The sequence below is a fragment of the Butyrivibrio sp. WCD3002 genome, assembly GCF_000424265.1.
In the GTDB taxonomy this organism is placed as follows: domain Bacteria; phylum Bacillota; class Clostridia; order Lachnospirales; family Lachnospiraceae; genus Butyrivibrio.
The window spans coordinates 1-21,392 of record NZ_AUJO01000031.1 but is presented as its reverse complement, the minus strand read 5'-3'; the positions used below and the strand labels follow the sequence as shown (position 1 = coordinate 21,392).

At 41.0% G+C, this 21,392-nt stretch carries 23 protein-coding genes and 1 pseudogene; 22 read left to right on the top strand and 2 right to left on the bottom strand.

The window, feature by feature from the left end:
• Positions 1–136: 136 nt before the first annotated feature.
• The 22 genes and pseudogenes from rsgA to G608_RS0116420 all read left to right on the top strand — a co-directional run bounded on the left by rsgA (position 137) and on the right by G608_RS0116420 (position 19,450).
• Positions 137–1,144: a ribosome small subunit-dependent GTPase A gene (gene rsgA / locus G608_RS0116540; protein WP_051209458.1), complete on the top strand. Its 1,008-nt coding sequence runs from the start codon at positions 137–139 to the stop codon at positions 1,142–1,144.
• A 28-nt stretch (positions 1,145–1,172) separates the two neighbouring features.
• Positions 1,173–2,123, top strand: a complete 951-nt coding sequence (locus tag G608_RS0116535; RefSeq protein ID WP_026496942.1) for a GNAT family N-acetyltransferase — start codon at positions 1,173–1,175, stop codon at positions 2,121–2,123.
• Positions 2,124–2,196: 73 nt separating this feature from the next.
• Positions 2,197–2,661, top strand: a complete 465-nt coding sequence (locus G608_RS24025) for a class I SAM-dependent methyltransferase (RefSeq protein ID WP_242829419.1) — start codon at positions 2,197–2,199, stop codon at positions 2,659–2,661.
• Positions 2,658–2,966, top strand: a complete 309-nt coding sequence (locus G608_RS24020) for a hypothetical protein (protein ID WP_242829418.1) — start codon at positions 2,658–2,660, stop codon at positions 2,964–2,966. Before G608_RS24025 ends, G608_RS24020 begins: the two co-directional genes overlap by 4 nt.
• Before the next feature lie 13 nt (positions 2,967–2,979).
• Positions 2,980–3,441 (top strand): GNAT family N-acetyltransferase, encoded by a 462-nt coding sequence (locus tag G608_RS0116525; protein ID WP_026496941.1) that lies wholly within the window; start codon positions 2,980–2,982, stop codon positions 3,439–3,441.
• A gap of 152 nt (positions 3,442–3,593) precedes the next feature.
• A complete protein-coding gene (locus tag G608_RS0116520) occupies positions 3,594–4,313 on the top strand; it encodes a class I SAM-dependent methyltransferase (RefSeq protein WP_026496940.1) in 720 nt (239 codons plus the stop codon).
• Positions 4,314–4,322: 9 nt separating this feature from the next.
• Positions 4,323–5,258, top strand: coding sequence for a hypothetical protein (locus G608_RS0116515; RefSeq protein ID WP_026496939.1), 936 nt, complete (start codon positions 4,323–4,325; stop codon positions 5,256–5,258).
• Positions 5,259–5,452: 194 nt separating this feature from the next.
• Positions 5,453–5,938 (top strand): GNAT family N-acetyltransferase, encoded by a 486-nt coding sequence (locus G608_RS0116510; RefSeq protein WP_026496938.1) that lies wholly within the window; start codon positions 5,453–5,455, stop codon positions 5,936–5,938.
• Positions 5,939–6,025: 87 nt separating this feature from the next.
• Complete coding sequence (locus G608_RS23010) at positions 6,026–6,670, top strand: DUF998 domain-containing protein (protein ID WP_035796008.1); 645 nt, start codon at positions 6,026–6,028, stop codon at positions 6,668–6,670.
• A 275-nt stretch (positions 6,671–6,945) separates the two neighbouring features.
• Entirely contained in the window at positions 6,946–7,563 is a 618-nt protein-coding gene (locus G608_RS0116490) for a class I SAM-dependent methyltransferase (protein WP_026496937.1), read from the top strand.
• A 101-nt stretch (positions 7,564–7,664) separates the two neighbouring features.
• On the top strand, positions 7,665–7,886 hold the full coding sequence (locus G608_RS0116485; RefSeq protein WP_026496936.1) for a hypothetical protein: 222 nt from the start codon (positions 7,665–7,667) through the stop codon (positions 7,884–7,886).
• 225 nt (positions 7,887–8,111) lie between these two features.
• Entirely contained in the window at positions 8,112–9,104 is a 993-nt protein-coding gene (locus G608_RS0116475; protein ID WP_026496935.1) for a serine hydrolase domain-containing protein, read from the top strand.
• A 73-nt stretch (positions 9,105–9,177) separates the two neighbouring features.
• Positions 9,178–10,440 carry a GNAT family N-acetyltransferase gene (locus G608_RS24365; protein WP_081677476.1) on the top strand — a complete coding sequence of 421 codons (1,263 nt, stop codon included), beginning with the start codon at positions 9,178–9,180 and terminating at the stop codon, positions 10,438–10,440.
• 497 nt (positions 10,441–10,937) lie between these two features.
• Positions 10,938–11,687, top strand: coding sequence for an EFR1 family ferrodoxin (locus G608_RS0116460; protein WP_026496932.1), 750 nt, complete (start codon positions 10,938–10,940; stop codon positions 11,685–11,687).
• Positions 11,688–11,805: 118 nt separating this feature from the next.
• Positions 11,806–12,531, top strand: coding sequence for an ATP-binding cassette domain-containing protein (locus G608_RS21580; RefSeq protein ID WP_051209454.1), 726 nt, complete (start codon positions 11,806–11,808; stop codon positions 12,529–12,531).
• Between the two features lie 5 nt (positions 12,532–12,536).
• Entirely contained in the window at positions 12,537–13,370 is an 834-nt protein-coding gene (locus G608_RS0116450; RefSeq protein ID WP_026496931.1) for an ABC transporter permease, read from the top strand.
• Positions 13,371–13,398: 28 nt separating this feature from the next.
• A complete protein-coding gene (locus G608_RS0116445; RefSeq protein WP_035796004.1) occupies positions 13,399–14,397 on the top strand; it encodes a serine hydrolase domain-containing protein in 999 nt (332 codons plus the stop codon).
• Between the two features lie 51 nt (positions 14,398–14,448).
• Positions 14,449–14,796: pseudogene (locus G608_RS23390) on the top strand (MGMT family protein); the annotation flags it as partial.
• Between the two features lie 23 nt (positions 14,797–14,819).
• Positions 14,820–15,497, top strand: a complete 678-nt coding sequence (locus tag G608_RS0116435) for an MBL fold metallo-hydrolase (RefSeq protein ID WP_026496928.1) — start codon at positions 14,820–14,822, stop codon at positions 15,495–15,497.
• Positions 15,498–15,526: 29 nt separating this feature from the next.
• Positions 15,527–16,396, top strand: coding sequence for a CPBP family intramembrane glutamic endopeptidase (locus tag G608_RS0116430; RefSeq protein WP_026496927.1), 870 nt, complete (start codon positions 15,527–15,529; stop codon positions 16,394–16,396).
• A gap of 118 nt (positions 16,397–16,514) precedes the next feature.
• Positions 16,515–16,853: a metal-sensing transcriptional repressor gene (locus G608_RS0116425; protein WP_026496926.1), complete on the top strand. Its 339-nt coding sequence runs from the start codon at positions 16,515–16,517 to the stop codon at positions 16,851–16,853.
• A 17-nt stretch (positions 16,854–16,870) separates the two neighbouring features.
• The gene (locus G608_RS0116420; RefSeq protein ID WP_026496925.1) at positions 16,871–19,450 is read left to right on the top strand and encodes a heavy metal translocating P-type ATPase; all 2,580 of its coding nucleotides are present in this window, start codon (positions 16,871–16,873) and stop codon (positions 19,448–19,450) included.
• Positions 19,451–19,622: 172 nt separating this feature from the next.
• On the opposite strand, the gene G608_RS0116415 is transcribed toward G608_RS0116420, so the two are convergent.
• Together G608_RS0116415 and G608_RS0116410 are read right to left on the bottom strand one after the other, a co-directional pair.
• Positions 19,623–20,012, bottom strand: a complete 390-nt coding sequence (locus tag G608_RS0116415) for a hypothetical protein (protein WP_026496924.1) — start codon at positions 20,010–20,012, stop codon at positions 19,623–19,625.
• 21 nt (positions 20,013–20,033) lie between these two features.
• The gene (locus G608_RS0116410) at positions 20,034–21,281 is read right to left on the bottom strand and encodes an IS256 family transposase (RefSeq protein WP_026496923.1); all 1,248 of its coding nucleotides are present in this window, start codon (positions 21,279–21,281) and stop codon (positions 20,034–20,036) included.
• Between the last annotated feature and the right edge of the window lie 111 nt (positions 21,282–21,392).

Below are 21,392 nucleotides of genomic sequence, written 5' to 3'. Positions count from 1 at the left end.
ATGGTATTATGCGATTTGAGCCGTGGCATTTTTGTCGCGGCTTTTTCTATTCATATTTACGCGATTTTTCCATAAACAGGGTCTCCAAAAAGATGTGATAACTACCAATAACAAGAAGAAAAATGGAGACAAAACAATGAAAACAAACATTGAACAAAACACTATATCAACAGAGAACAAAGGAAGAATTTCTGAGATTCAAAAAAACACTTACACCATCAGTTTCCAGGGAAAAGAGGTGCCTGCAAAACTAAAGGGAAGTTTCAGGGAGGCAGAGGCTAGCCAGCTTCCTGTCGTAGGTGACTATGTTATTTTTAAATTCAACCCAATTGGCGATTCTGTAATAGAGTCAGTCTGCGAAAGAAAGAGTTTTCTGCAAAGACCGGATCAGGCGAAGAGCCTCACAATGCAGTATATGCTGGCCAATGCGGATTATACTTTTATAATTACCTCATTAAATGAGGACTATAGCTACAACAGGATAGCCAGATATATCAGTGTTGTATTGCAGGGCGGATCTGTACCGGTGGTTCTTTTGACCAAATCAGACCTATGCAGCAATACAGGTAGATATATAAGAGAGGTGGAGACCATATCTGATAAGGTGAGGGTTCATGCCATATGCGCTCTTTATGATATAGGACTTGAGGAGCTTTCAGAGTACATGAAGAGCGGAACTACCATCGCGCTCTTAGGATCCTCCGGAGCAGGGAAGTCAACGCTTCTAAATGCTCTTGCAGGAAAAGAAATCATGAAGACCTCGGAGGTTCGTTCTTCCGATTCTACAGGAAAACATACCACTACCCACAGGCAGCTCATAGAACTTGAAAATGGCGTTTCAATAATTGACACTCCCGGTATGAGAGAGATTGGCATAGCCAGAGCAGAAGATGGGCTGGAAGATACATTTTCGGATATCGTAGAACTGGAAGCTATGTGCAGGTTCAGTGATTGCCGGCATGATACAGAGCCCGGATGTGCAATCAAGGCAGCGATTGAAAGCGGAGAACTGCCTAAGGAGAGATATATGCTCTATAAGTCACTTACTACAGAGAATGTTCGCAACTATGGAAAGAAAAAGAAAATTGCGAAATGGGCGAAGGTAGCAAAGAAGTTTAAAGAAGTCAACAATACGTCATATTAACAGGGATAAATATGTGAGAGGAATAAAAATGATAATTCAAGACTTTGAACCGAGACATGTAGAGGAAGCAATAGGCATTGCCCTTAGTACATACAATTATGAGAGGAAGTTTATACAGGCTCTTCCGGAAATATCAAGCATTCCGATACTAAAACAATTATCAGAAAATGGATTAGGCGTTGCAGCATTTGAAGACGAGAAGATGGTCGGATTCCTTTGCAGTGTGGAACCGTTTGAGAATGCTTTTCGTTCCACTGATGTGAGAGGTGTTTTTTCACCCATGGGTGCGAATGGTGCAGTCATGGAAAATCACGGCAAGATCTATGCAGCATTGTATCAGGCGGCTGCAAAAAAATGGGTAAAAGCAGGAGCGTTGTCACATTCTATTTGCTTATATGACCATGATGAGGAAGCAAAACAGCAACTTTTTCGTTATGGCTTTGGAATGAGGTGCATGGATGCCATTCGTCCGATGGAACCAATTGACTGCGCCTCATGCGATGGATATGAGTTTTTTGAATTGCCCAAAGAAGATTTTACATATGTTTATCCGCTTCATTTGGCACTTCATGAACATTACTGCTCCAGTCCATTTTTTATGAATCGAGAACCTGCTACACAGGAAGAGTTTTTAACTTTTTCTGAAAAGGAACGTTACTTTGTAGCGAAGAAAGACGGAGAACTATGCGCTTATATGGAAGTGTCAGACGAAGGCGAAACATTTGTTGCATCCGGCGGTGTTTACCGCCATATCACGGGGGCATATTGTTTACCGGAACACAGGGGCAGAGGCGCATATCAGAATCTGTTAAATTTTGTTATTAATACTTTGAAAACAGAAGGATATACTAAGCTGGGAGTGGATTTTGAAAGTATCAATCCGGCGGGAAGCGGCTTTTGGCTTAAGTATTTTAATGCTTATACCAATAGTGTCGTGCGCAGGATAGATGAACGGATTTTACCAAGATTATCTCTGTAAAAAACGAAGATGAATATGGTCAGGATTATACTCTTAGAAAAAAGATGTATATTGTTGGGAGAGATTGGGGAATATGTTTGAAGAAGAAATAATAGAAACTAATAGAAATTACTGGAATGAACACGCAGATCTGTGGTATGGGACCACAGCACTTCCGCAGTATGGCGTGAGGTTTCCGACGGAAGATGACCTTCATCTGTTTGGAGATATCAGCGGAAAAAAGATGCTTGAGATATGTTGTGGAAGTGGTCATTCTCTGCTGTACAATGCTAATAAAGGTGCGGGAGAGCTTTGGGGAATAGATCTCTCACAGAAACAGCTGGATAACGCATCGGATTTGCTTATGAAGAATGGATACACGGCTAAGCTGATCTGCTCGAAGATGGAAGATGAACTAAACGTTCCTAAAAAATACTTTGACTATGTTTATTCCATTTATGGAATTGGATGGACTACAGATTTACAGGGGACGTTTGATAAAATTGCTTCGTATCTGAAAAAGGATGGTACCTTCATTTTCAGCTGCATCATACCTTGAATTATTGTATCGCCTGGTCTTGCGATGAGCGAAAAGATGTATTTGATGGCGATAAGCTTGTCATGACAAAAAGCTATTTTGATGAGTCATATTTTAAAATGCCGGTACATGACAGTGAGATAGTCCTATGTAATCGTAAAATTTCAACATATATTAATGCCTTGGTAAAGGCAGGTTTTGTAATTGAGCAGCTTGTGGAAGAGAGTGACAGGACTTCGTTGGAAGCAGTCGAAGATTTGGATCCCAAAACCAGAAAAGCAAAGATGTTGCCACTTTCATTTTGTATAAAAGCAAGAAAAAGTTAGGGAGATAAAACTGATGCAAATAAGGCTTGCAGTAGAGACAGATTATGAATCAGTTCTAAGAATTATGAATCAGGTTCAGGATATTCATGTTGAATTGAGACCTGACATATACAAAGAGAATAAAGTGATAATTGCCAAGGAAGAATTTATGGAAGCACTGGAAGGTGAAACTTTCTATGTTGCGGAGGATGGCGAAAAAGTAATAGGCATTATGGGACTTGCTTTTCGCCATATTGAGTCATCTTCACATGTAACGAGGGATGTTATTTTTGTGGATTGCATGGCAGTCGACGAGCCATACAGAGGAACGGGAGTAGGTCATGCATTTTTTGACAAGTTAAAGGAAGTTGCAAGGGAAAAACATTCTGACGGCATAGAACTCCAAGTGAATGCGAGAAATAAACAGGCGTATGAGATGTATGCAAAATACGGATTTAGTGAGAAATCAATAAATATGGAATTACTGGAATGGTAACTAATTACTATCGCTGACTTGAAGAGGTATGACGATGATTATAGTTTTCGATTTCTTTGAAACCTTACTTACTGTAAAGAGCGTGGAAAAGATGCGATAGTATAGGGATTGCCGTGACTTTTTTCTTTTCATTGTAGGAAAGGTATAGAAAAATGGGGACAATAAAAGATTACAGAAATATGGTAGAACAGCCATGGGGAAGGATATTCTATGATTTAATCTACAGACAATTAACTATTCCAAATGATAAAAGAGCTAAGATTTTGGATTTTGGTGCAGGATTCTGTATTACAGCAGATCATTACGCTAAAGACCATGATGTTACTGCCTTAGAGCCAAACGAGGAAATGTATGAACTGCGTATTAACAGTGGTGATTATACATTGATTCCTGAAGGAATAGATTATTTAAAGAGCGTAGATGACAGCTCTTTTGACATAGTTATTTGCCACAACGTATTGGAATATGTCGAGGATGTTGAGACAGTTCTAAATGATTTTATCAGGGTTTTGAAACCGGGTGGAATTCTGTCAATTGTTAAACACAATGAATTTGGTAAAGTGTTTGCCTACTCTGTTTTAAATGATAATCCTAAAGCAGCATTGGATGTTTTGGATAAATGCACAGAAAATACTGCATTTGGTAACAGAAATGTATATAGCAATGAAAATCTTACCGATCTTTTGGCTGATGAGGCTGAACTAAAGGAAATCTACGGTATTAGGACATTCTTTGGACTGTCTTCCAATAATGACATTAAGTTCAGCGAAGAGTGGTACAGAGATATGCTTGAGCTTGAAACAAGAGCCGGAGCGATTGATGAATATAAGAAGGTTGCTTTTTATAATCATCTGATTTTTAAAAAGAAATGATGGAGCAGAATGGACACTTTGTTTATAGAAGGCTTGAAGGAAAATAACATAAATAAACTACTGTCAGTACCCAAAAGTGATCTTCATAATCATTCCACAAAAGGGTGCAGACGAGAGTGGCTTTGCGAAAAACTGAATGTTGATATTCCAAGACCGCCGCAGCACCTTGATGGACTTGACGGTATGCAGAATTGGTTTAGATCTTCTATAAAGCCATTTTGCGATGGATATGAAAATATGATCCTGAGGTGGGAAGGTGCATTTGCTGAAGCAAAGCGCAATAATATAGTTCGTCTCGTTATGAATTTTGGAACGGCTGAGGTTGACCAGGTCGGAACGGTAGAAGAATTTAAAGAGCTCATTGAAGGTTTTCATAAATCTTATTGTCCTGACTGTGTTTTTGAGGCAGAGCTGACATTTCCATCCTGCTGCAACGTAGATGAAGAAGCAGATAAAATCGATAAATACCTGGATGCAGATTATTTCAAGGCAATTGACATATGTGCAGGAGAAAATGTTCAGCCATTTGAAGCCTTTAAGCCACTTTACAGGAAGGCAGAAAAGTATCATCTGACCAAAAAGATGCATGTGGGTGAAACCGGGTCTGCCGAGGACGTTAGAAAAGCTGTAGAAATCCTTGGACTTTCAGAAGTTCACCATGGGATTGGTGCATCCACATCAAAGGAAACCATGAGATTTCTTGCGGATAATCACATACAGGTTAATGTGTGCCCGAGCAGCAATGTAATGCTGGGATTTGCCAAAAGCTATGCGATGCATCCAATCAGGATACTGGTTGAGAATGGTGTTAAGGTTACTATAAATACTGATGATCTTCTGATTTTTGACTCATCTGTAGAGAATGAATACCTTAAGCTTTATCAGGCAGGTACATTGAGCGCAGAGCAATTAGATGAAATAAGATGCGTAGGATTGGGAACGTAGGATAATTGGCGGAGAACAGTGAAAAACAGGTCTTTATCAGTGTAAGTGTAAGACCTGCTTTTTTATTGTGCTATTTTTTAAGAACAATATTGCGATGCTTATTGAAACTGGTTTAATGATGACGTATGGTAATTTCAGCGGAAAATCATACAGCTGAAGAATATGGTTTTTTTAGTCCGGAAGGGGAAAATATAATGCTTAGATTAAGACCATATAAACGAGAAGACGCGGAGACCATTATTTCATGGAGCAAAGATGAAAGATCCTTCTATAAATGGAGCGCAGGAATCATGGGCAAGTATCCCATAACTCAGGAAGAATTTCGATTTGTAGATTCCCTGATGGCGTTTACTGCATTTGATGAGAATGGAATAATCGGTTTTTTCACTTTGAGAAATCCACGCGAGTCATTGGATGAGTTGCGTATAGGATTTGTTATTGTGGATCCGGCACAAAGAGGAACAGGCAAAGGAAAGGAAATGATCAAACTGGCACTCACATATGCGTTTGAAATATATGGCGCCAGTAAGGTTACCCTGGGTGTTTTTGAAAATAATGAGCCCGCACATTATTGCTATAAAGCGGCCGGATTTAAAGATTGTATTTTGGAAGAGCCGGAAACATATGAGGTTATGGGTGAAAAATGGGGATGTATAGAAATGATTGCAGAGCCAAAATAGTTTGATGCTTGTGGAAGAGGGAAGACCTGTTCCAAAGAACATAACGGGTTTTATTTAGATGGTTTAGTCATCAGATAGGAGTGAGTAATGACCAGGAAACTGATTAACTGGATTGGACTTACAGGGCTTGCTGCACTTATATCATACGCAGCTGCTGCATACTTTTGCAGAAGTGCTTTTCCGGGCTATAACTGGATGGCGTCCGCTGTAAGTGATCTTTCGGCAGAGACGGCACCTTCGAGGCAGCTTTGGGACAGGCTCGCTGCTGTATATTCAGCAGGAAGCGTGGTATGTGCCACATGCGTAGCAATATATGTATCGGAGAATAAGATTTCAACCAGGATGTTCCGTGTGGGAATCTACCTTTTTACTATAATGAACTGGGTATCAAAGGTAGGTTATTCGATGTTTTCTCTTGATGATGCCGGTAAGCAGATATCTTCATTTCAGGAAGTAATGCACATGGTTGTTACCGCATTTGTGGTAATCCTTTCAATAGCATCGCTTGTCCTGCTGATAATTGCCGGATGCAGGAATAAAGAGGTGAGAGGCATCGGAATCTGGGCAGCCATATTCTTTGCCATGATGCTGATGGGACCTATCGGTATGCAGGCGTTTCCTCCTCAGTACTTTGGCATAGCAGAAAGGTTCAGCATTTACTCTGCCATAGGATTTAATGCTGTTCTTGGAGTATATCTTTTCAACGGTTTTGGAAATGAAGGGAAGGGTTGATGGTCCACAGGGACGGGGTGAAAATGGCCCCCGTCCACCTGGACCATCACATTATTTCTTTTGAGTAAAGAAGATCAACACCTCCGTCGTAGTTGACGATCTCTTTATTTTCTATCTCAAAGTTTTCAATTGATTTTTCAAACATTATAATTTCTTTTCCTTCCAATTGTGTTATCGTATTAACATATTTTAAAAGACTTTTTTACATCATTCAACCAATGGCAATATGTGTGAGGGATGTAGGTCATAGAAGTATTTGGAGGAGAAAATAATTAATGTTAGACAACAAAGGTTTTGATTTATGGGCAGATGGATATGATGCAGCCGTTGGCCTTTCGGATGAAGAAAACAGTTATCCTTTTGCAGGATATAAGGATGTTCTTGGCACTATTTTCAAAGAAATCATGTCAAAGAAAAATGCCAGAGTTCTTGATATAGGTTTTGGAACAGGCACACTTACGACAAAGCTCTATGAGAATGGGTGTGAAGTCTATGGACAGGATTTTTCACAGAGAATGATTGAACTGGCAAAAGAGAAAATGGAAAATGCTCACCTTTATCAGGGAGATTTTACAAATGGATTAGTAAAAGAACTTTCGGAAAATAAATATGATTACATCGTTGGAACATATTCTTTGCATCATCTGACAGACGAGCAGAAGGTTATCTTTTTAAAGTCGTTGCTTGAAAGATTGGATGAAGGCGGAAAACTTCTCATTGGGGATGTCGCATTTGAAACAAGGGCAGCGCTGGAAAAGTGTAAAGAAGAAGTCGGAGATGAATGGGATGAGGATGAAATCTATTTTGTGATTGATGAACTCAGAAAATCGTTCGATAAAGTAGAGTTTTTCCCTAAGTCCTATTGCGCCGGTGTGATAGAGATAATGCCATGATCAGTCAGAGATAGAGGTAAAACATGGAAGAGATAAAGCTGACAGAGCCTGTAGCTGAATAATGCTATAATGAAGCTACCAAAAGGGGAAAGGAGAAGCCTATGAAATCGATTCTAATCAGTGATACAACGAAAGAAGAACGTGAGCAGATAGTTAAGGCATCTCTGGATTGTGGCGGCGGCTGCGAAAACTGCTCATCGTGCTGGCTTGGAGGAGGTAGTCCCTGGGATATCTATCAGGACTACATAGACGGCAAAAAAGAGATTCGCGAGATAAATCAGGAATACATGGAAAAGTATCGCCAGGACAGACAGATACATTGAGGAACAAACTATGGGGAATCCACCTGAAATATCAGAGTCAACAATAGGACTTTTTTGGAAGTCTCTGCGGATTACAAAAAATGATTGGATTGTATACCGCACCTGCTTTGTAAAGTGCGGCATATTTATTCATTACAAACAATTTAAGATTCTTCTTGAAAACAATTTTTAATAGAGTTAGCCTTCTTTTAGGACGTCCAAATCTATCCTAAGAGGAGGCTAAAAATGAATAGAGAAGAACTGCATAGTTTTATTTCTGAGAGTAAAGGAAACGAAAGCAATATCTGTCAGATCTGCGCCATAGGGGATGAGAAAGTCGTCTATGAGGATTGCTGGCGCGGATTTAAAAGCGAAGACGCCATCAACGTCAACTCAGTTACAAAGGGTGTCATGGCAATACTAGCAGGTATCGCTGTTGACAAGGGTGCTATAAAGAGCATCGATGAAAAAGTCTTAACATTCTTCCCGGATTATCAGGTTAAGCGTGGAGAAAAAACAATATACGATGTCACAGTAAGGCATCTTCTTACCATGACTGCTCCCTATAAGGGTAAATCAGAGCCATGGAAAAAGGTATGTACTTCGGACGACTGGACAAACGCTGCGCTGGATTTTCTTGGAGGGAGAAACGGAATTACCGGAGAATTCAGATATGCAACTCTTGGAATCCAGATACTGGCTGGAATCATTGAGCATGCAACGGGAGAAAAATGTATCGACTTTGCCAATAAGAATCTGTTTATTCCATTGGGGATCCCTGAGCATACCATTCATGGCACCAGCAGTAAAGAGGATCAGTTCGATTTCTTCATGAATAAAGGGCCACGAAAAAATGAGTGGTACTCTGATCCCCAGGACACAGTCACTGCCGGTTGGGGCCTCTGCGCTTCCGGAAAAGATCTTGCAAGGATTGGCTCCATGGTCTTAAACGAAGGAAAATATAAGGGTAATCAGATAGTTTCAGCGGAATGGATAAAGCAGATGACAACGCCGCATTTAAAGCTTGGTGAGAGATTTGGTTTCATGGAGTATGGCTATCTCTGGTACAAGCCAATTGAGGACGAAGAGGTCTACGCGGCAATAGGCGATTCCGGAAATATAATTTATGTAAACAAAGAAAATAACCTGGCTGTTGGAATGACCGGAACATTTAAGCCAAGAATTTTTGACAGGGTAGAATTTATTGAGAAATATGTGATTCCTGTGGCTTTATCGTGAGTATGTTTAGGTGTACTGAAAACATTTGATTATTGGACTTAACAGGTTGTGTGAAAAAGTGGGGGAGTAATTTATGGAACTAAGAAAAATAAACCTTCAGGATGCAAAGGCGCAGTGGGAATATACCACTGTGCTTCCGGAGGATGAGAATGGTCTCACTAACCCATATCATGGAGTATCTTTTGATGAATACAGGGAAAAAGTTCTTCCAACCCTGATATCCTATGAACATCCCGTAAATATGCCTGACTGGTTTGTGCCGGAAACATATTATTATCTTTGGGATGAAGGAAAGCTTGTGGGTGAATTTCGTATAAGACATCATCTTACGGATGTCCTTCGAACAGGTGCAGGTCACATCGGCTACAGTATTTCAAAAAACCATCGCGGGAAGGGCTATGGAACTGAAGGATTAAGGCTGACACTTCAGATTGCAAAAGAGATTGTGCCGGAAGAAGAGATATACCTTCGCGTTAATAAGGACAATATTGCTTCCCAAAAGGTCATGACCAATAACGGTGCATATAGATCCGGTGAAGACGAAGGTCACTTTTTCATGCGGGTAAAGAAAAATACCACTTACGTATTAGAGGATACGTCAAAAGTTTCGGGCCTCTTTGACGGCTGGCAGGAAACTCTTATTTACTCCTGCCTCCAAAAAGTAATGGGAAAAATCTATGTTACAGATCTTGATAATCCAAAGTCCGCATACGCACATGTGGGATGCTTTACCTTTTATGCGGGAGAGCCGGACAAGGAGCTTGTTTTGAATAAGCCTAAGGGCTTTACCATCATGGTGCCCCAAAATGAAGCATGGGCAGCTCTTATTGAAGAGTGTTTTTCCTCTGCAAAAAGAGTAACAAGATATGCCATAAAAAAAGACACGAAATTCAATAAGGATGCTCTGAAGAAGTTTGTGGAAGAACTCCCTGCAGGGTATGAACTTCATGAGATAGATTCTGACCTTTATGATAAATGTCTTGAGGCACCCTTCTCGGAAGATTTTGTATCTTCATTTGGAAGTAAGGAATTTTTCCTGAAAAGTGGAAGAGGAATGGTGATAACCAAAGCCGGCAACATTGTTGCCGGCGCATCATCCTATACCCGTTACAATGAAGGGATAGAGATCGAAGTGGATACAGCCACTGAAGAAAGAAAAAAGAACCTTGCAACGGTCGCCTGTGCTGCACTTATCCTTCGCTGCTTAAGCGAGAATTTGTATCCAAGTTGGGATGCACAGAATAAGATATCTGTCCATCTTGCGGAGAAACTTGGTTATGAATTTGACCATGAATATGTGGCCTATGAAGTTGACAGAGAGAGCAGAACACATTGATATTAAATACGGAGAAAAGGAGAAAAGCAGGTGATCAAGGGACTTCATCATATTTCAATGAAATGTAACACAGAGGAAGAGATCTCTAAGGTGAAGGAGTTTTATATTTGTCTACGCCCGAATATCCTATCCGCATGGCATTTTGCTTTGGCCCTCTTGGAGAACAGATTGAATTCTTCTGCGAAAGATAATAAAAAATATCTGTTGACCTTACAGTTATGAAGGTCTGCTAAAACCGGTTAAAGTAGATGAATGGTCCGGATATCGTTATTACGATGAGGAACAGGCAATAGCTTTTGTAAAAATCAAGAACCTGCAACGTCATAACTTCTGATGACGGCAAAAATCATTTCTGGTGCAGAACCAATAGATAAAATAGTGAAAAACAGACCCGAATAAGTGAATCCGGGTCTGTTTTTTTATTAAAAGAGTATAGTAACTATACAGTTAGACAGATATACATATAACATCTTTGATAAAGCTTAGGAGGTTACATTATGACAGTATTGTACTTTAGTTCTACAGGTAACTGCCTGTATATAGCAAAACGTATCGGAGGCAGGCTTCTATCTATACCGGAGTGTATCCGCGAAGAGAATTACCATATAGAAGATTCAGAAGTAGGGCTTGTTTTCCCTGTTTATGGGCTTTGTGTTCCGCCGTTTATTGTAGAGTTCCTTGAGAAAACATCTATCAGGACTTCATACCTTTTTGCCGTAGCTACCTATGGATTTTTCCCCGGAGCGGTATGCGGACAGTTATCGAAAATCAGGACGAAAGACGGGAGATGCTTTGATTACATCAATCGCCTTAAAATGGCTGAAAACTGTATTACCTTTTCAGATATGGCAAAGCAAAAGGGTGACAGTAAAAAGCAGCAGTCTCAGATAGATGAATTGCTTGCAGACATCACTGAGCACAAAAGGTATATCAGGGAGGACTCACCATTTAAGAAGCTTATGACAAAGAATCATCTTAAGAACTACGAGTTCGAGATCGGAGTTGGGATCACAGATATGCTCAGCGTTTCAGCTGACTGTACGGGGTGTGGTACCTGCGCCTGTCTGTGTCCCATGCAGAATATAAGCATTATCGGAGGGGCTCCGATATTTGACAGCAATTGTATAAGCTGCGGTGCATGTCTCCAAAACTGCCCGCGAAATGCAATACATCATCAGAATGAAAAAAGCTCGACAAGATACAGGAACCCTCACATAAGCCTTGAAGAATTAAAAATGTCTTCCTGAATTTTTCAATTTAGTGTAAAGCAGGTCATTATCCGTGCAAATGAAAGACCTGCTTTTTACTATGTGATACCTTACATATTGTAAAAAGACTGTTTCAGCAGAGAAAGGAAGGAACAAAATGAAAAGTTATTTGGAAACTAAAAATTTGACTAAGAGATATGGTTCCTTTGAGGCTGTTAAGGATATGAACATTCATATTAACAGAGGAGATATTTACGGTCTCATTGGACCAAACGGAGCAGGTAAAACAACACTTATGAAGATGCTTGTTGGATTCGCTACTCCAACCGACGGCGAGATAGAAGCTGCTGCCGGAGATCATTACCTTGAAAAAGTCGGATGTCTTATTGAGAGTCCCGGAATATACGGATATCTTAATGCTTTTGACAACATGAAGCTTAAGGCACTTTCAATGGGCATGTACGACGAGAAGGAAATACGAAGCATTCTTGATTTTGTCGAATTATCGAGGGAGCCCAAAAAGAGAGCAGGAAAGTTTTCTCTTGGAATGAAGCAGAGACTTGGAATTGGCATGGCGCTTATAGGAAGTCCTGAGTTTTTGATTCTTGATGAGCCCATAAACGGACTTGATCCCCAGGGAATCATTGAAATGAGAGAACTCATTAAAAGACTCAATGAAGAAAAGAAAATGACAATCATGATATCAAGCCACCTCCTTGGAGAACTTCAGAAGGTTGCCACAGTTTTTGGCATCATTTCAGAAGGAGAGCTTGTAACAGAAGTAACTGCAGACGAGTTGAAGAACAGCTATCTTGACGATGCTGATTCTCTCGAGGAATTCTATTTGGATATTATCAGGAAAGGACAGAAGAAGGCATGCTGAATCTAATGAAAATGAATCTGTACAGGTTTTTTAAAACAAGAGTTTTTTATATAACGCTTTTAATCACGATAATTTCATTTGGACTTCTGTCCAGACTGGAGACTGACCCATCTTCGGAGATTTATGAGGCACATGTAGAACAGCAAAGCCAGAATGAAGAACATGTAGGGATAGTTGCTACTGAAGAGATAACTGCTGAAACAAGCTTAGAGGAGCTCTATGCCAGCTTTACAGCTTCCGGTTTTATTCTGATCATGGTGGGAGTATTTGCTATCGTATATACGGAGGAGGAGAGGAAGAGCGGCTTTTTGAAAAATCTTCTGACAACCCGGAAGGAGAAGAAAAACATTTTTCTTACAAAAATCCCGGTGGTATTTTTGTATGCCCTGATTATGTTTCTGGGATCACTTCTTGCAATAAGACTTGGAAGCCTTGGCAGAGGTCCCGGTATGTATGCTGTGCAGAGTATTAGTTCACTTATCAGCTTCACGGTCTTAGAAGTGCTCCTTCATACAGCATTTGGAATTGCTATGATGGCGTTTTATGAGATTACCAGAAATACCATTATTCCAATCATGCTTGCTATTTTTGGATCTGCAAATCTTCATGGAATGCTTCTTGACATGCTTGAAAGAAAGCTCGTTTCCATGAGACCTTCTCTTGCAGGTTTTATGGAAAAGTATGCCCTTTCAAGAAATCTCATCGTAACTAAGGCAAACTACCTTGGAGATATTGAGATACCTTTTTCCCATATGAATGTTATCATTGTTATTATAGTTGGACTGGTTATATACTCGGCGATGGGAACGCTCATATTTACCAAGAGAGATACAATATAAGAGAAACCAGTCCTAATGGAGGTTGAGTATGTTTGAAGAATTTATACCTGAAAACTTCAGAGGTGCAGCATATATTCTGCAGGATGATAAGGTGCTGATACAGCATGCAGCCGGATACAGAGATTATGCCAATGAATTACCCAATACTATAGACACTAAATTTGCCAGCGCATCAGCGGGAAAAGTTTTTGTGGCAGTTGGCATACTGCAGCTTATTGAAAAAGAAAGGCTCCATTTTGCAGATACAATAGGGAAACTTATAGATATCGACTGGAAAGAGATTGATACAGATATAACTGTTGAGCAGCTTTTAAACCATACATCTGGAATACCGGATTATTTTGATGAATCCGTGATGGACGAGTATGAGGAGCTGTGGGTTGATTTTCCCAATTATAAGATCAGGCATAATGATGACCTGCTTCCGCTTTTCATCGATAAGCCCATGATGTATCCTAAAGGAAGCAAATTTCAGTATAACAATACAGGTTACGTTGTACTTGCCATGATCCTGGAGAGAGTAACAGGGCAGCCCTTTGATCTGTATCTTAAGGAAAATATATTTGATAAATGCGGTATGACAGGCACAGGCTACTACGAGCTTGATAAGCTCCCTGCAAAATGTGCTGTAAACTATTTGTGGTGCAACAGCGCAGATGATTTGAGAACCAATATTTTCTGCGTGGATGCCAAGGGCACAGGTGCAGGCGGTGCATTTATCACAGTAAAAGACATTGCAAATTTCTGGAAGGGACTTAAGGGCGGCAAGCTTCTTTCAAAAGAAATGGCTGACAATATGCTAAGTAAACACAGCGGCGATGGCAATGATCCAGAAGAAGGATATTATGGCTATGGCGTTTGGATAATCGATGGAAAAGAGCAAAAGGATATTCCGTATTTCCAGGGATGTGATCCCGGAGTCTGCTTTATTTCGGATTATAATCCAAACAATAACAGGATTGCTGTGTATGTCAGCAATTATGGTGATGATGTCTGGGAGATTGCAAGGAATATCAGGAAAAATTAGAAAGGCCGGAACATGATCATCCCGGATGGAGAGAACCGGATGATGTCATAAAAAAGAATGGTTGCAGAGAACGACGATTTAATCACATATTCCCCCTCAAAAAGAATATATGAAGCAGTAAAGAAAATCCCCAAGGGCAGGGTTGCCACTTATGCAGATGTTGCGCAGATGGCAGGGGACAGGAAAATGGCAAGAGCAGTTGGAAATGCTCTTCATAAAAATCCTGACCCCGATACAATACCCTGCCACAGGGTTGTTAACTCTAAGGGCGAGCTTGCCGTTAAATATGCCTTTGGTGGTGCATTGAAACAGGCAGAGATATTAGAGAGCGAAGGCGTTACGGTTGTTGATGGCAAAGTGGATTTGGAAAAATACAGAATTGTAATGGATGAAGTTTGATACCTATAGGATCAGGGGTTGTTATGAAATTAGAAAGGTTATCGGAAAGGGTTTGGTACTATCCCTTTGAACAGGAAAGGGACAGACCCAATCTTGGGTACATTAAAGGGGATAACTGGTCTCTTGCTATTGATGCGGGACATTCAGCTGCCCATACAGAAGAATTCTATAAGGCATTGCAGGGAGAGGGGCTTCCTCTCCCTGCTTTAACTGTGCTTACTCACTGGCACTGGGATCATACCTTTGCAATGCATGCCGTGAGCGGGCTCTGCATAGCTAATAGCAGAACGAATCAGTATATTCTTGATATTAGGGGCAGGCTTTTAAAGGAAGGACCGGAGTTCTTCCTTAATATGCATGAGAGCATTAGAAATGAATATCGTGATAATAAGGAGGTTATAGTAACTCCTGCGGACATGGTCTTTGATGGGGAGTTAATGCTTGATCTGGGAAGCTGCCCTGTCAGGCTTTTTCAGGCTGAATCTCCACACACTGATGATTCTACGCTTATCCATATTATTGATGAAAAGGTTCTTTTTCTTGGGGATTCAAACAGCGGTGTATTTCCAACCGGAGAAAAGAACCGGGAATTATGTGAGAAACTTGCAGCTACCATATCTTCAATAGATGCTGATATATGCCTTGAGGGACATTGGACACCTGATACGCCTAAAGGTATCGTCGAAGATATTTTGAGCTGATAAGAATAAACAAAAGGGAGTTTTTAGGAATGAAAGAAGTGAAATATAGCAGAAAGTCTTTGATTACATTTTTTCTGCTGGTAATCGGCTTTTCAGCCATTTGGGAGACTGTTTATATTATGGGAGGCCCGGAGTGGGCTGTTGCAGTTTTGATGTGGGTTCCTGCTTTCTCGGCATTTATAGCAGCAATCGTTAATATTCGAGAGAAGGGTGAGAAATTTTCTTTTAAAAAGACAGATCCGCTTATGGGGATAAAGCGTTGCAAAATAGGCTATGTTTTTCTTGGTATTTTGATACCGTTCATATATCTTTTTATACCCTATAGAATTTACTGGACCATGCATCCCGAGAACTTTGGTTACACCGGAGTTCCCTTTGCCATAATAATGAAGGACCTGGCTGTTTACTCAGTTGTTATGGTGCTTGTTTCAATGATGACTGCTACAGGAGAGGAGCTTGGCTGGAGAGGCTTTATGCTTCCTGCGCTGCTTGAACGTATGGATGAGAAAAAGGCCATGCTGGCTGTAGGTTTATTCTGGGGCGCATGGCACCTTCCAATTCTTGTATCAGGCGGATATATGGATGGCACATCTCTTGGATACAGGGTTGTGGCTTTCATGCTTCATATAATTCCTGTCGCAATTATTTCTGCAATACTGGCTATAAAAAGCGGAAGTGTATGGCCTTCAGCTTTCCTGCATGCGTCACATAACGCCTTTGATCAGGCTGTTTTCCAGGCTATCACAATCGGAGACGATAAGATGTATTATGTCAGCGAAACCGGAGTGTTTACAATAATCTGTGCATGGGTCATTGCCATAGTTATGTATGTTATTTTTGTAAGAACCCAAAGTGAAAATGCTGCGGAAAAAGGTGTATCAGATAGCGGCACTTTATAATTTTGGTAGCTTTAAAAACAAATTGCAAAAAATCTAATTGACAATATACCCCTCTGGGGTATATTATTTTGCTTGTAAGGATACCCCATGGGGGTATGCAATAGATAGGAGATACGTTATGGCAGATACTTTAAATATGACTGAAGAGCTTCAGGAAGAGTGTGGTTGCTGCTGTTCAGGCAAAACAAAAGAAAGAGATGATAAGGAATTCAAGGACCTTATGAACAGGCTTAAGAGAATCGAGGGCCAGGTCAGAGGTGTTGAAGGAATGCTGGAAAATGATGCCTACTGTACAGATATTCTGATGCAGGTTTCAGCTATTACCAGTGCCCTTAACAGCTTCAATAAAGCCCTTCTTGCAAACCACATGAAGACCTGTGTTGTTGAGAACATCAGAGAAGGCAATGAGGAAGTTATAGATGAGCTTGTTGCCACCATGCAGAAGCTCATGAAGTAAGCTAAAGAGGAGTAATTATGGAACAATACAAAGTAACAGGAATGAGCTGTGCTGCCTGTCAGACCAGAGTCGAGAAGGCGGTAAGTTCAGTGGAGGGCGTAGAGAGCTGCGCTGTGAGCCTGCTTACAAATTCGATGGGAGTTGAAGGCTCGGCTCGCCCTGAGGATATAATAGCTGCGGTAGAGGCAGCAGGCTATGGAGCAAGCCGCAAAAGTGAAGATGGCAAAAAAGCTATGTCATCAGCCACAGATGATTCTTTAAAGGACACTGAGACTCCTAAAATGAAAAAGAGACTGATCGCATCAGTAATACTGCTGATTCCTCTTATGTATGTGTCCATGGGACACATGCTTTGGGACTGGCCTCTTCCCGGATTCCTTGATGGGAATCATGTGGCAATGGGATTATATGAGCTCCTGATTGCCGGAATGATCATGGTGATAAATCAGAAGTTTTTCATAAGCGGTTTTAAGGGGCTGCTTCACAGATCACCCAATATGGATACCCTTGTAGCTCTTGGTGCTACGGCGTCATACGGCTACAGTATAGTTGCTCTTTTTGCAATGACAGGCGCTGTGCAGGCCGCTGATACTGAAAAGGTCATGTACTACATGAATCAGTTTTACTTTGAGGCAGCAACCATGATCCTTACCTTGATCACTGTAGGTAAGATGCTTGAAGCAAGATCAAAAGGGAAAACAACAAGTGCCCTTAAGGGTCTGATGGATCTTTCTACCAAGACTGCCGTGATTTTACGTGATGGTACTGAGACCACAGTTCCGATAGAGGAAGTAAAGGTTGGCGATAAATTTGTGGTAAGACCCGGGGACAGCATACCCGTGGATGGTATTGTTTCAGAGGGCGAAAGCGCAGTAAATGAATCCGCACTTACAGGTGAAAGTGTTCCTGTAGAAAAAACAGTAGGTGATAATGTATCGGCAGCAACCATTAACACATCGGGATATATGGTTTGCGAAGCCACAAGAGTTGGCGAAGATACCACTCTTTCAGCTATTATAAAAATGGTTAGTGACGCGGCAGCCACAAAGGCTCCCATAGCGAAGATAGCAGATAAGGTTTCCGGAGTTTTTGTTCCTGTAGTAATAGGAATAGCCCTTGTTACATTTTTCGCATGGCTCCTTGCCGGACAGAGCGTGGGCTATGCCATAGCAAGAGCGGTATCAGTGCTGGTTATAAGCTGCCCCTGTGCCCTGGGTCTTGCAACACCGGTTGCCATAATGGTAGGAAACGGCGTCTCTGCAAAGACCGGAATTCTTTTTAAAACTGCAGCTTCACTTGAGCAGGCAGGCAAAACTCAGATAGTTGCTCTTGATAAAACAGGTACCATCACAACCGGGGAGATGAAGGTAACTGACATAGTTACTGCAGAGGGTATTTCTGAGAATGAGCTTTTGAAGGTTGCCTATGCTCTTGAATCAAAGAGTGAACATCCGATATCCAGAGCGGTAACAGACTATGCGGCAGATAAAAAAATCACCCCGGAAGATACTTCGGAATTCGAAGTACTGTCCGGAAACGGATTGAAGGCAAAGCTTGAAGGCACAGCAATTTACGGCGGAAATCTTAAGTATATTGAGAGTGTTATAGGTAATGTAAATACAAAAACCAGGCAGAAGATAGATGAGCTTGCACGTAGCGGAAAGACTCCGGTACTTATTGCAAAGGCGAATACGCTACTTGGAATCATCGGAGTCAGCGATGTGATAAAGGAGGATTCGCCTGAAGCAATTTCAGAGCTTAAAAATCTGGGAATTCATGTGGTTATGCTTACGGGTGATAATGAGGTTACAGCAAAGGCCATAGCGAAGCAGGCAGGTGTTGATGAGGTTGTAGCATCTGTAAAGCCTGACGGAAAAGAAGCGGTCATCAGGCAGCTTATGGAGCATGGAACTGTTACCATGGTAGGTGATGGTATAAATGATGCACCTGCTCTTACATCTGCAAACCTTGGAATAGCCATCGGCGCAGGCACAGACGTTGCAATAGATGCAGCAGATGTTGTCTTAATGAAAAGTAGTATAAAGGATGTTGCGGCAGCTATAAGGATATCCAGGAGTACTCTTAGAAATATCCATGAAAATCTTTTCTGGGCATTTTTCTATAACGTACTTGGAATACCCCTTGCGGCAGGATGCTATGTAGCAGCCTTTGGATGGGAGCTTAATCCAATATTCGGAGCAGCAGCCATGGGCTTATCAAGCTTTTGCGTGGTATCAAATGCCCTTAGGCTTAACTGGATAAAGCCCTATGACAGTTCAAGAGATAAGGCTATTAAAAATGCCGTCACCGGCAATTTAATACAAAAGGATTCTTCCGATGAAGCTTTCACCGGTCAGATCATAAATAATGAAACAGGAAAGGAAAATAATGAAATGAAGATCACAGTAAACGGAATGATGTGCGAGCACTGCGAGGCTCATGTAAAGAAGGCTCTTGAAGCAATTGACGGTATCGAAAGTGCAGTTGCATCTCACAAAGATAACCTTGTAACTATAACAAACTCAAAGGATGTTGATGAAGCTGTCATCAAGGCTGCTGTAGAAGAAGCAGGCTATGAGTTTGCAGGAGTGATCTGAGCACAGACATAATATAAAATAAGTCCCGGTGTATGCCTTTTTATAAAGGTATACATCGGGACTTTTATATTTGTCCGAGAGTGTCAAGTTAAGTGTGTAAGTTTTTTACTTTTATTAAAATCGGTGGTCGCATGACCACCGATTTTTGCGGTAAAAAATGGTGTCAGTAATCTTATCTAAAAGGTAGCTCCGCTTCGATTTTACTCATGAGCTTTTTATCAAGTATATAGCCTGATTCATTGGGGATAGGCTCTGATTCCAGAATAGAATCGTCATCCCAGCCATAATAACTAAGAGCAAATTTACGAGCTTCATCAGGTGACATATCCTTAGTGTGAATACGGATGTATTCTTCGTCTCGGTATACTTCAAGAAATGGGATTGGAACGCCACCGTCATACCATCCACCGGAACTGTTCTCATAAACACTATGACCATCTTTTACCCATTCTCGGACAGCACGCTGCTCCTTCTTGGTCATAGGGGTATTTTGGATATAATCTTTATACTGTTCTTCAAGCAGTGTTCTAGTTTCTTCTGGAAGATATCTGTTAAATCGCATACAGTGGTGCTCCTTCTTTGATCAGTATTTTTCGTATTTCAGGATCCGGGCTTGCATAGATGTGTCCATGGCAAGCTGATTCCTTACAATAGCCCAGTTAGGCACTGGTCGACCATTCCACTTTTTATAAAGCTCTGTGATACGAAGATAAAGGGCCTTAAGCACAGCATCCTCGCTAGGAAATGCACCTTTTTTGGTTACTTTTCTAAGGCTTGAATTTATTGCCTCAATGGGGTTAGTTGTGTACATCACCTTTCTTACAGCACTGCCATAATTGAAGAGTTGCTCAACATGTTTCCAGTTTCTTGTCCATACATCGACCGCTCCGGGATACTTGCTCCAGTTCTGTTTGAAGCGTTCAAATTCAGCCACAGCAGCTTTGAGACTGGATGCACCGTATACTTTTTTAAGCTGTGAGGTATAAGCTTTGTAATCCTTTGATGGGATATATCTTATGGAGTTGCGGATCAGATGTACAATACAGCGTTGAACGACTACATCCTTGAAGATTGATTTTGCACCTTCTTCAAGCCCGGAAACACCATCCATGCTTATGAAGAGAATATCTTCAACACCACGGGCTTTGATTTCATCAAATATCTGCATCCAGTAATGTTTTCCTTCGGATTCTCCAATCCATATCCCCAGGATGTCTTTTATGCCATTTGAATCATACCCAAGGATAACATAAACTGCACAGCTTTTGGTCTCCATCTCCTTGCGAATATCTACATATAGACAGTCTACAAAAATGAATGGATAGAACCTCTTAAGCGGTCTGCTTTGCCATTCCTTGGCCTTTTCAATGACCTGATCAGTGATGTTGGATATCATTTCTGCAGATATTTCAAATCCATAAATATCCTCAATGGTATCTGCTATATCACGCTGGCTCATTCCTTTAGCATACATAGCAATGACTTTGTCTTCAATACCGCTGACATCTCTTGTACGCTTTGGTACAACCTGGGGCTCAAATGAACCGTCACGATCTCTAGGTGACTGGATTTCAATATCGCCCATGGAAGTCTTCAGCGTCTTTGAAGTATAACCATTTCGACGGTTGGTAGTTGGTTTATATCCATGATCATTAGATTCATATCCTAAATGAGAATCCATTTCTCCCTGAAGCATAGCTTCAAACATAGGACCAAATATTTCCTTGATTGCATCTTGCATCTCTTGGGCGTTTGTAGGCTGATAATTGTCAATGATAGCCTGTGCAATAGCCCTTCCTGCTTCACTTCTCTTGTTCTTTCTTGGTGCCATAAGTTCTGTACTCATTCCTTTCATCCTTTCTTTTAATGTACCGCACCCTATAAACTAAATAAAGTGCGTAAGTTAATGTTTTTTAACTTACACACTTTATTTTACACTCCC

What these genes read in the sequence shown, in the direction of transcription:
- G608_RS24025 (WP_242829419.1), top strand. Translation starts at nt 2,197, where the DNA reads ATGTTTGAAGAAGAAATAATAGAAACTAATAGAAATTACTGGAATGAA.
- G608_RS23010 (WP_035796008.1), top strand. Translation starts at nt 6,026, where the DNA reads ATGACCAGGAAACTGATTAACTGGATTGGACTTACAGGGCTTGCTGCA.
- G608_RS0116415 (WP_026496924.1), bottom strand. Translation starts at nt 20,012, where the DNA reads ATGCGATTTAACAGATATCTTCCAGAAGAAACTAGAACACTGCTTGAA.
- G608_RS0116450 (WP_026496931.1), top strand. Translation starts at nt 12,537, where the DNA reads ATGAAAATGAATCTGTACAGGTTTTTTAAAACAAGAGTTTTTTATATA.
- G608_RS0116515 (WP_026496939.1), top strand. Translation starts at nt 4,323, where the DNA reads ATGGACACTTTGTTTATAGAAGGCTTGAAGGAAAATAACATAAATAAA.
- G608_RS0116445 (WP_035796004.1), top strand. Translation starts at nt 13,399, where the DNA reads ATGTTTGAAGAATTTATACCTGAAAACTTCAGAGGTGCAGCATATATT.
- G608_RS0116510 (WP_026496938.1), top strand. Translation starts at nt 5,453, where the DNA reads ATGCTTAGATTAAGACCATATAAACGAGAAGACGCGGAGACCATTATT.
- G608_RS0116485 (WP_026496936.1), top strand. Translation starts at nt 7,665, where the DNA reads ATGAAATCGATTCTAATCAGTGATACAACGAAAGAAGAACGTGAGCAG.
- G608_RS24365 (WP_081677476.1), top strand. Translation starts at nt 9,178, where the DNA reads ATGGAACTAAGAAAAATAAACCTTCAGGATGCAAAGGCGCAGTGGGAA.
- G608_RS0116410 (WP_026496923.1), bottom strand. Translation starts at nt 21,281, where the DNA reads ATGGCACCAAGAAAGAACAAGAGAAGTGAAGCAGGAAGGGCTATTGCA.
- G608_RS0116490 (WP_026496937.1), top strand. Translation starts at nt 6,946, where the DNA reads ATGTTAGACAACAAAGGTTTTGATTTATGGGCAGATGGATATGATGCA.
- G608_RS0116520 (WP_026496940.1), top strand. Translation starts at nt 3,594, where the DNA reads ATGGGGACAATAAAAGATTACAGAAATATGGTAGAACAGCCATGGGGA.
- G608_RS21580 (WP_051209454.1), top strand. Translation starts at nt 11,806, where the DNA reads ATGAAAAGTTATTTGGAAACTAAAAATTTGACTAAGAGATATGGTTCC.
- G608_RS0116435 (WP_026496928.1), top strand. Translation starts at nt 14,820, where the DNA reads ATGAAATTAGAAAGGTTATCGGAAAGGGTTTGGTACTATCCCTTTGAA.
- G608_RS0116430 (WP_026496927.1), top strand. Translation starts at nt 15,527, where the DNA reads ATGAAAGAAGTGAAATATAGCAGAAAGTCTTTGATTACATTTTTTCTG.
- G608_RS0116475 (WP_026496935.1), top strand. Translation starts at nt 8,112, where the DNA reads ATGAATAGAGAAGAACTGCATAGTTTTATTTCTGAGAGTAAAGGAAAC.
- G608_RS0116460 (WP_026496932.1), top strand. Translation starts at nt 10,938, where the DNA reads ATGACAGTATTGTACTTTAGTTCTACAGGTAACTGCCTGTATATAGCA.
- G608_RS0116535 (WP_026496942.1), top strand. Translation starts at nt 1,173, where the DNA reads ATGATAATTCAAGACTTTGAACCGAGACATGTAGAGGAAGCAATAGGC.
- G608_RS0116525 (WP_026496941.1), top strand. Translation starts at nt 2,980, where the DNA reads ATGCAAATAAGGCTTGCAGTAGAGACAGATTATGAATCAGTTCTAAGA.
- rsgA (WP_051209458.1), top strand. Translation starts at nt 137, where the DNA reads ATGAAAACAAACATTGAACAAAACACTATATCAACAGAGAACAAAGGA.
- G608_RS0116425 (WP_026496926.1), top strand. Translation starts at nt 16,515, where the DNA reads ATGGCAGATACTTTAAATATGACTGAAGAGCTTCAGGAAGAGTGTGGT.
- G608_RS0116420 (WP_026496925.1), top strand. Translation starts at nt 16,871, where the DNA reads ATGGAACAATACAAAGTAACAGGAATGAGCTGTGCTGCCTGTCAGACC.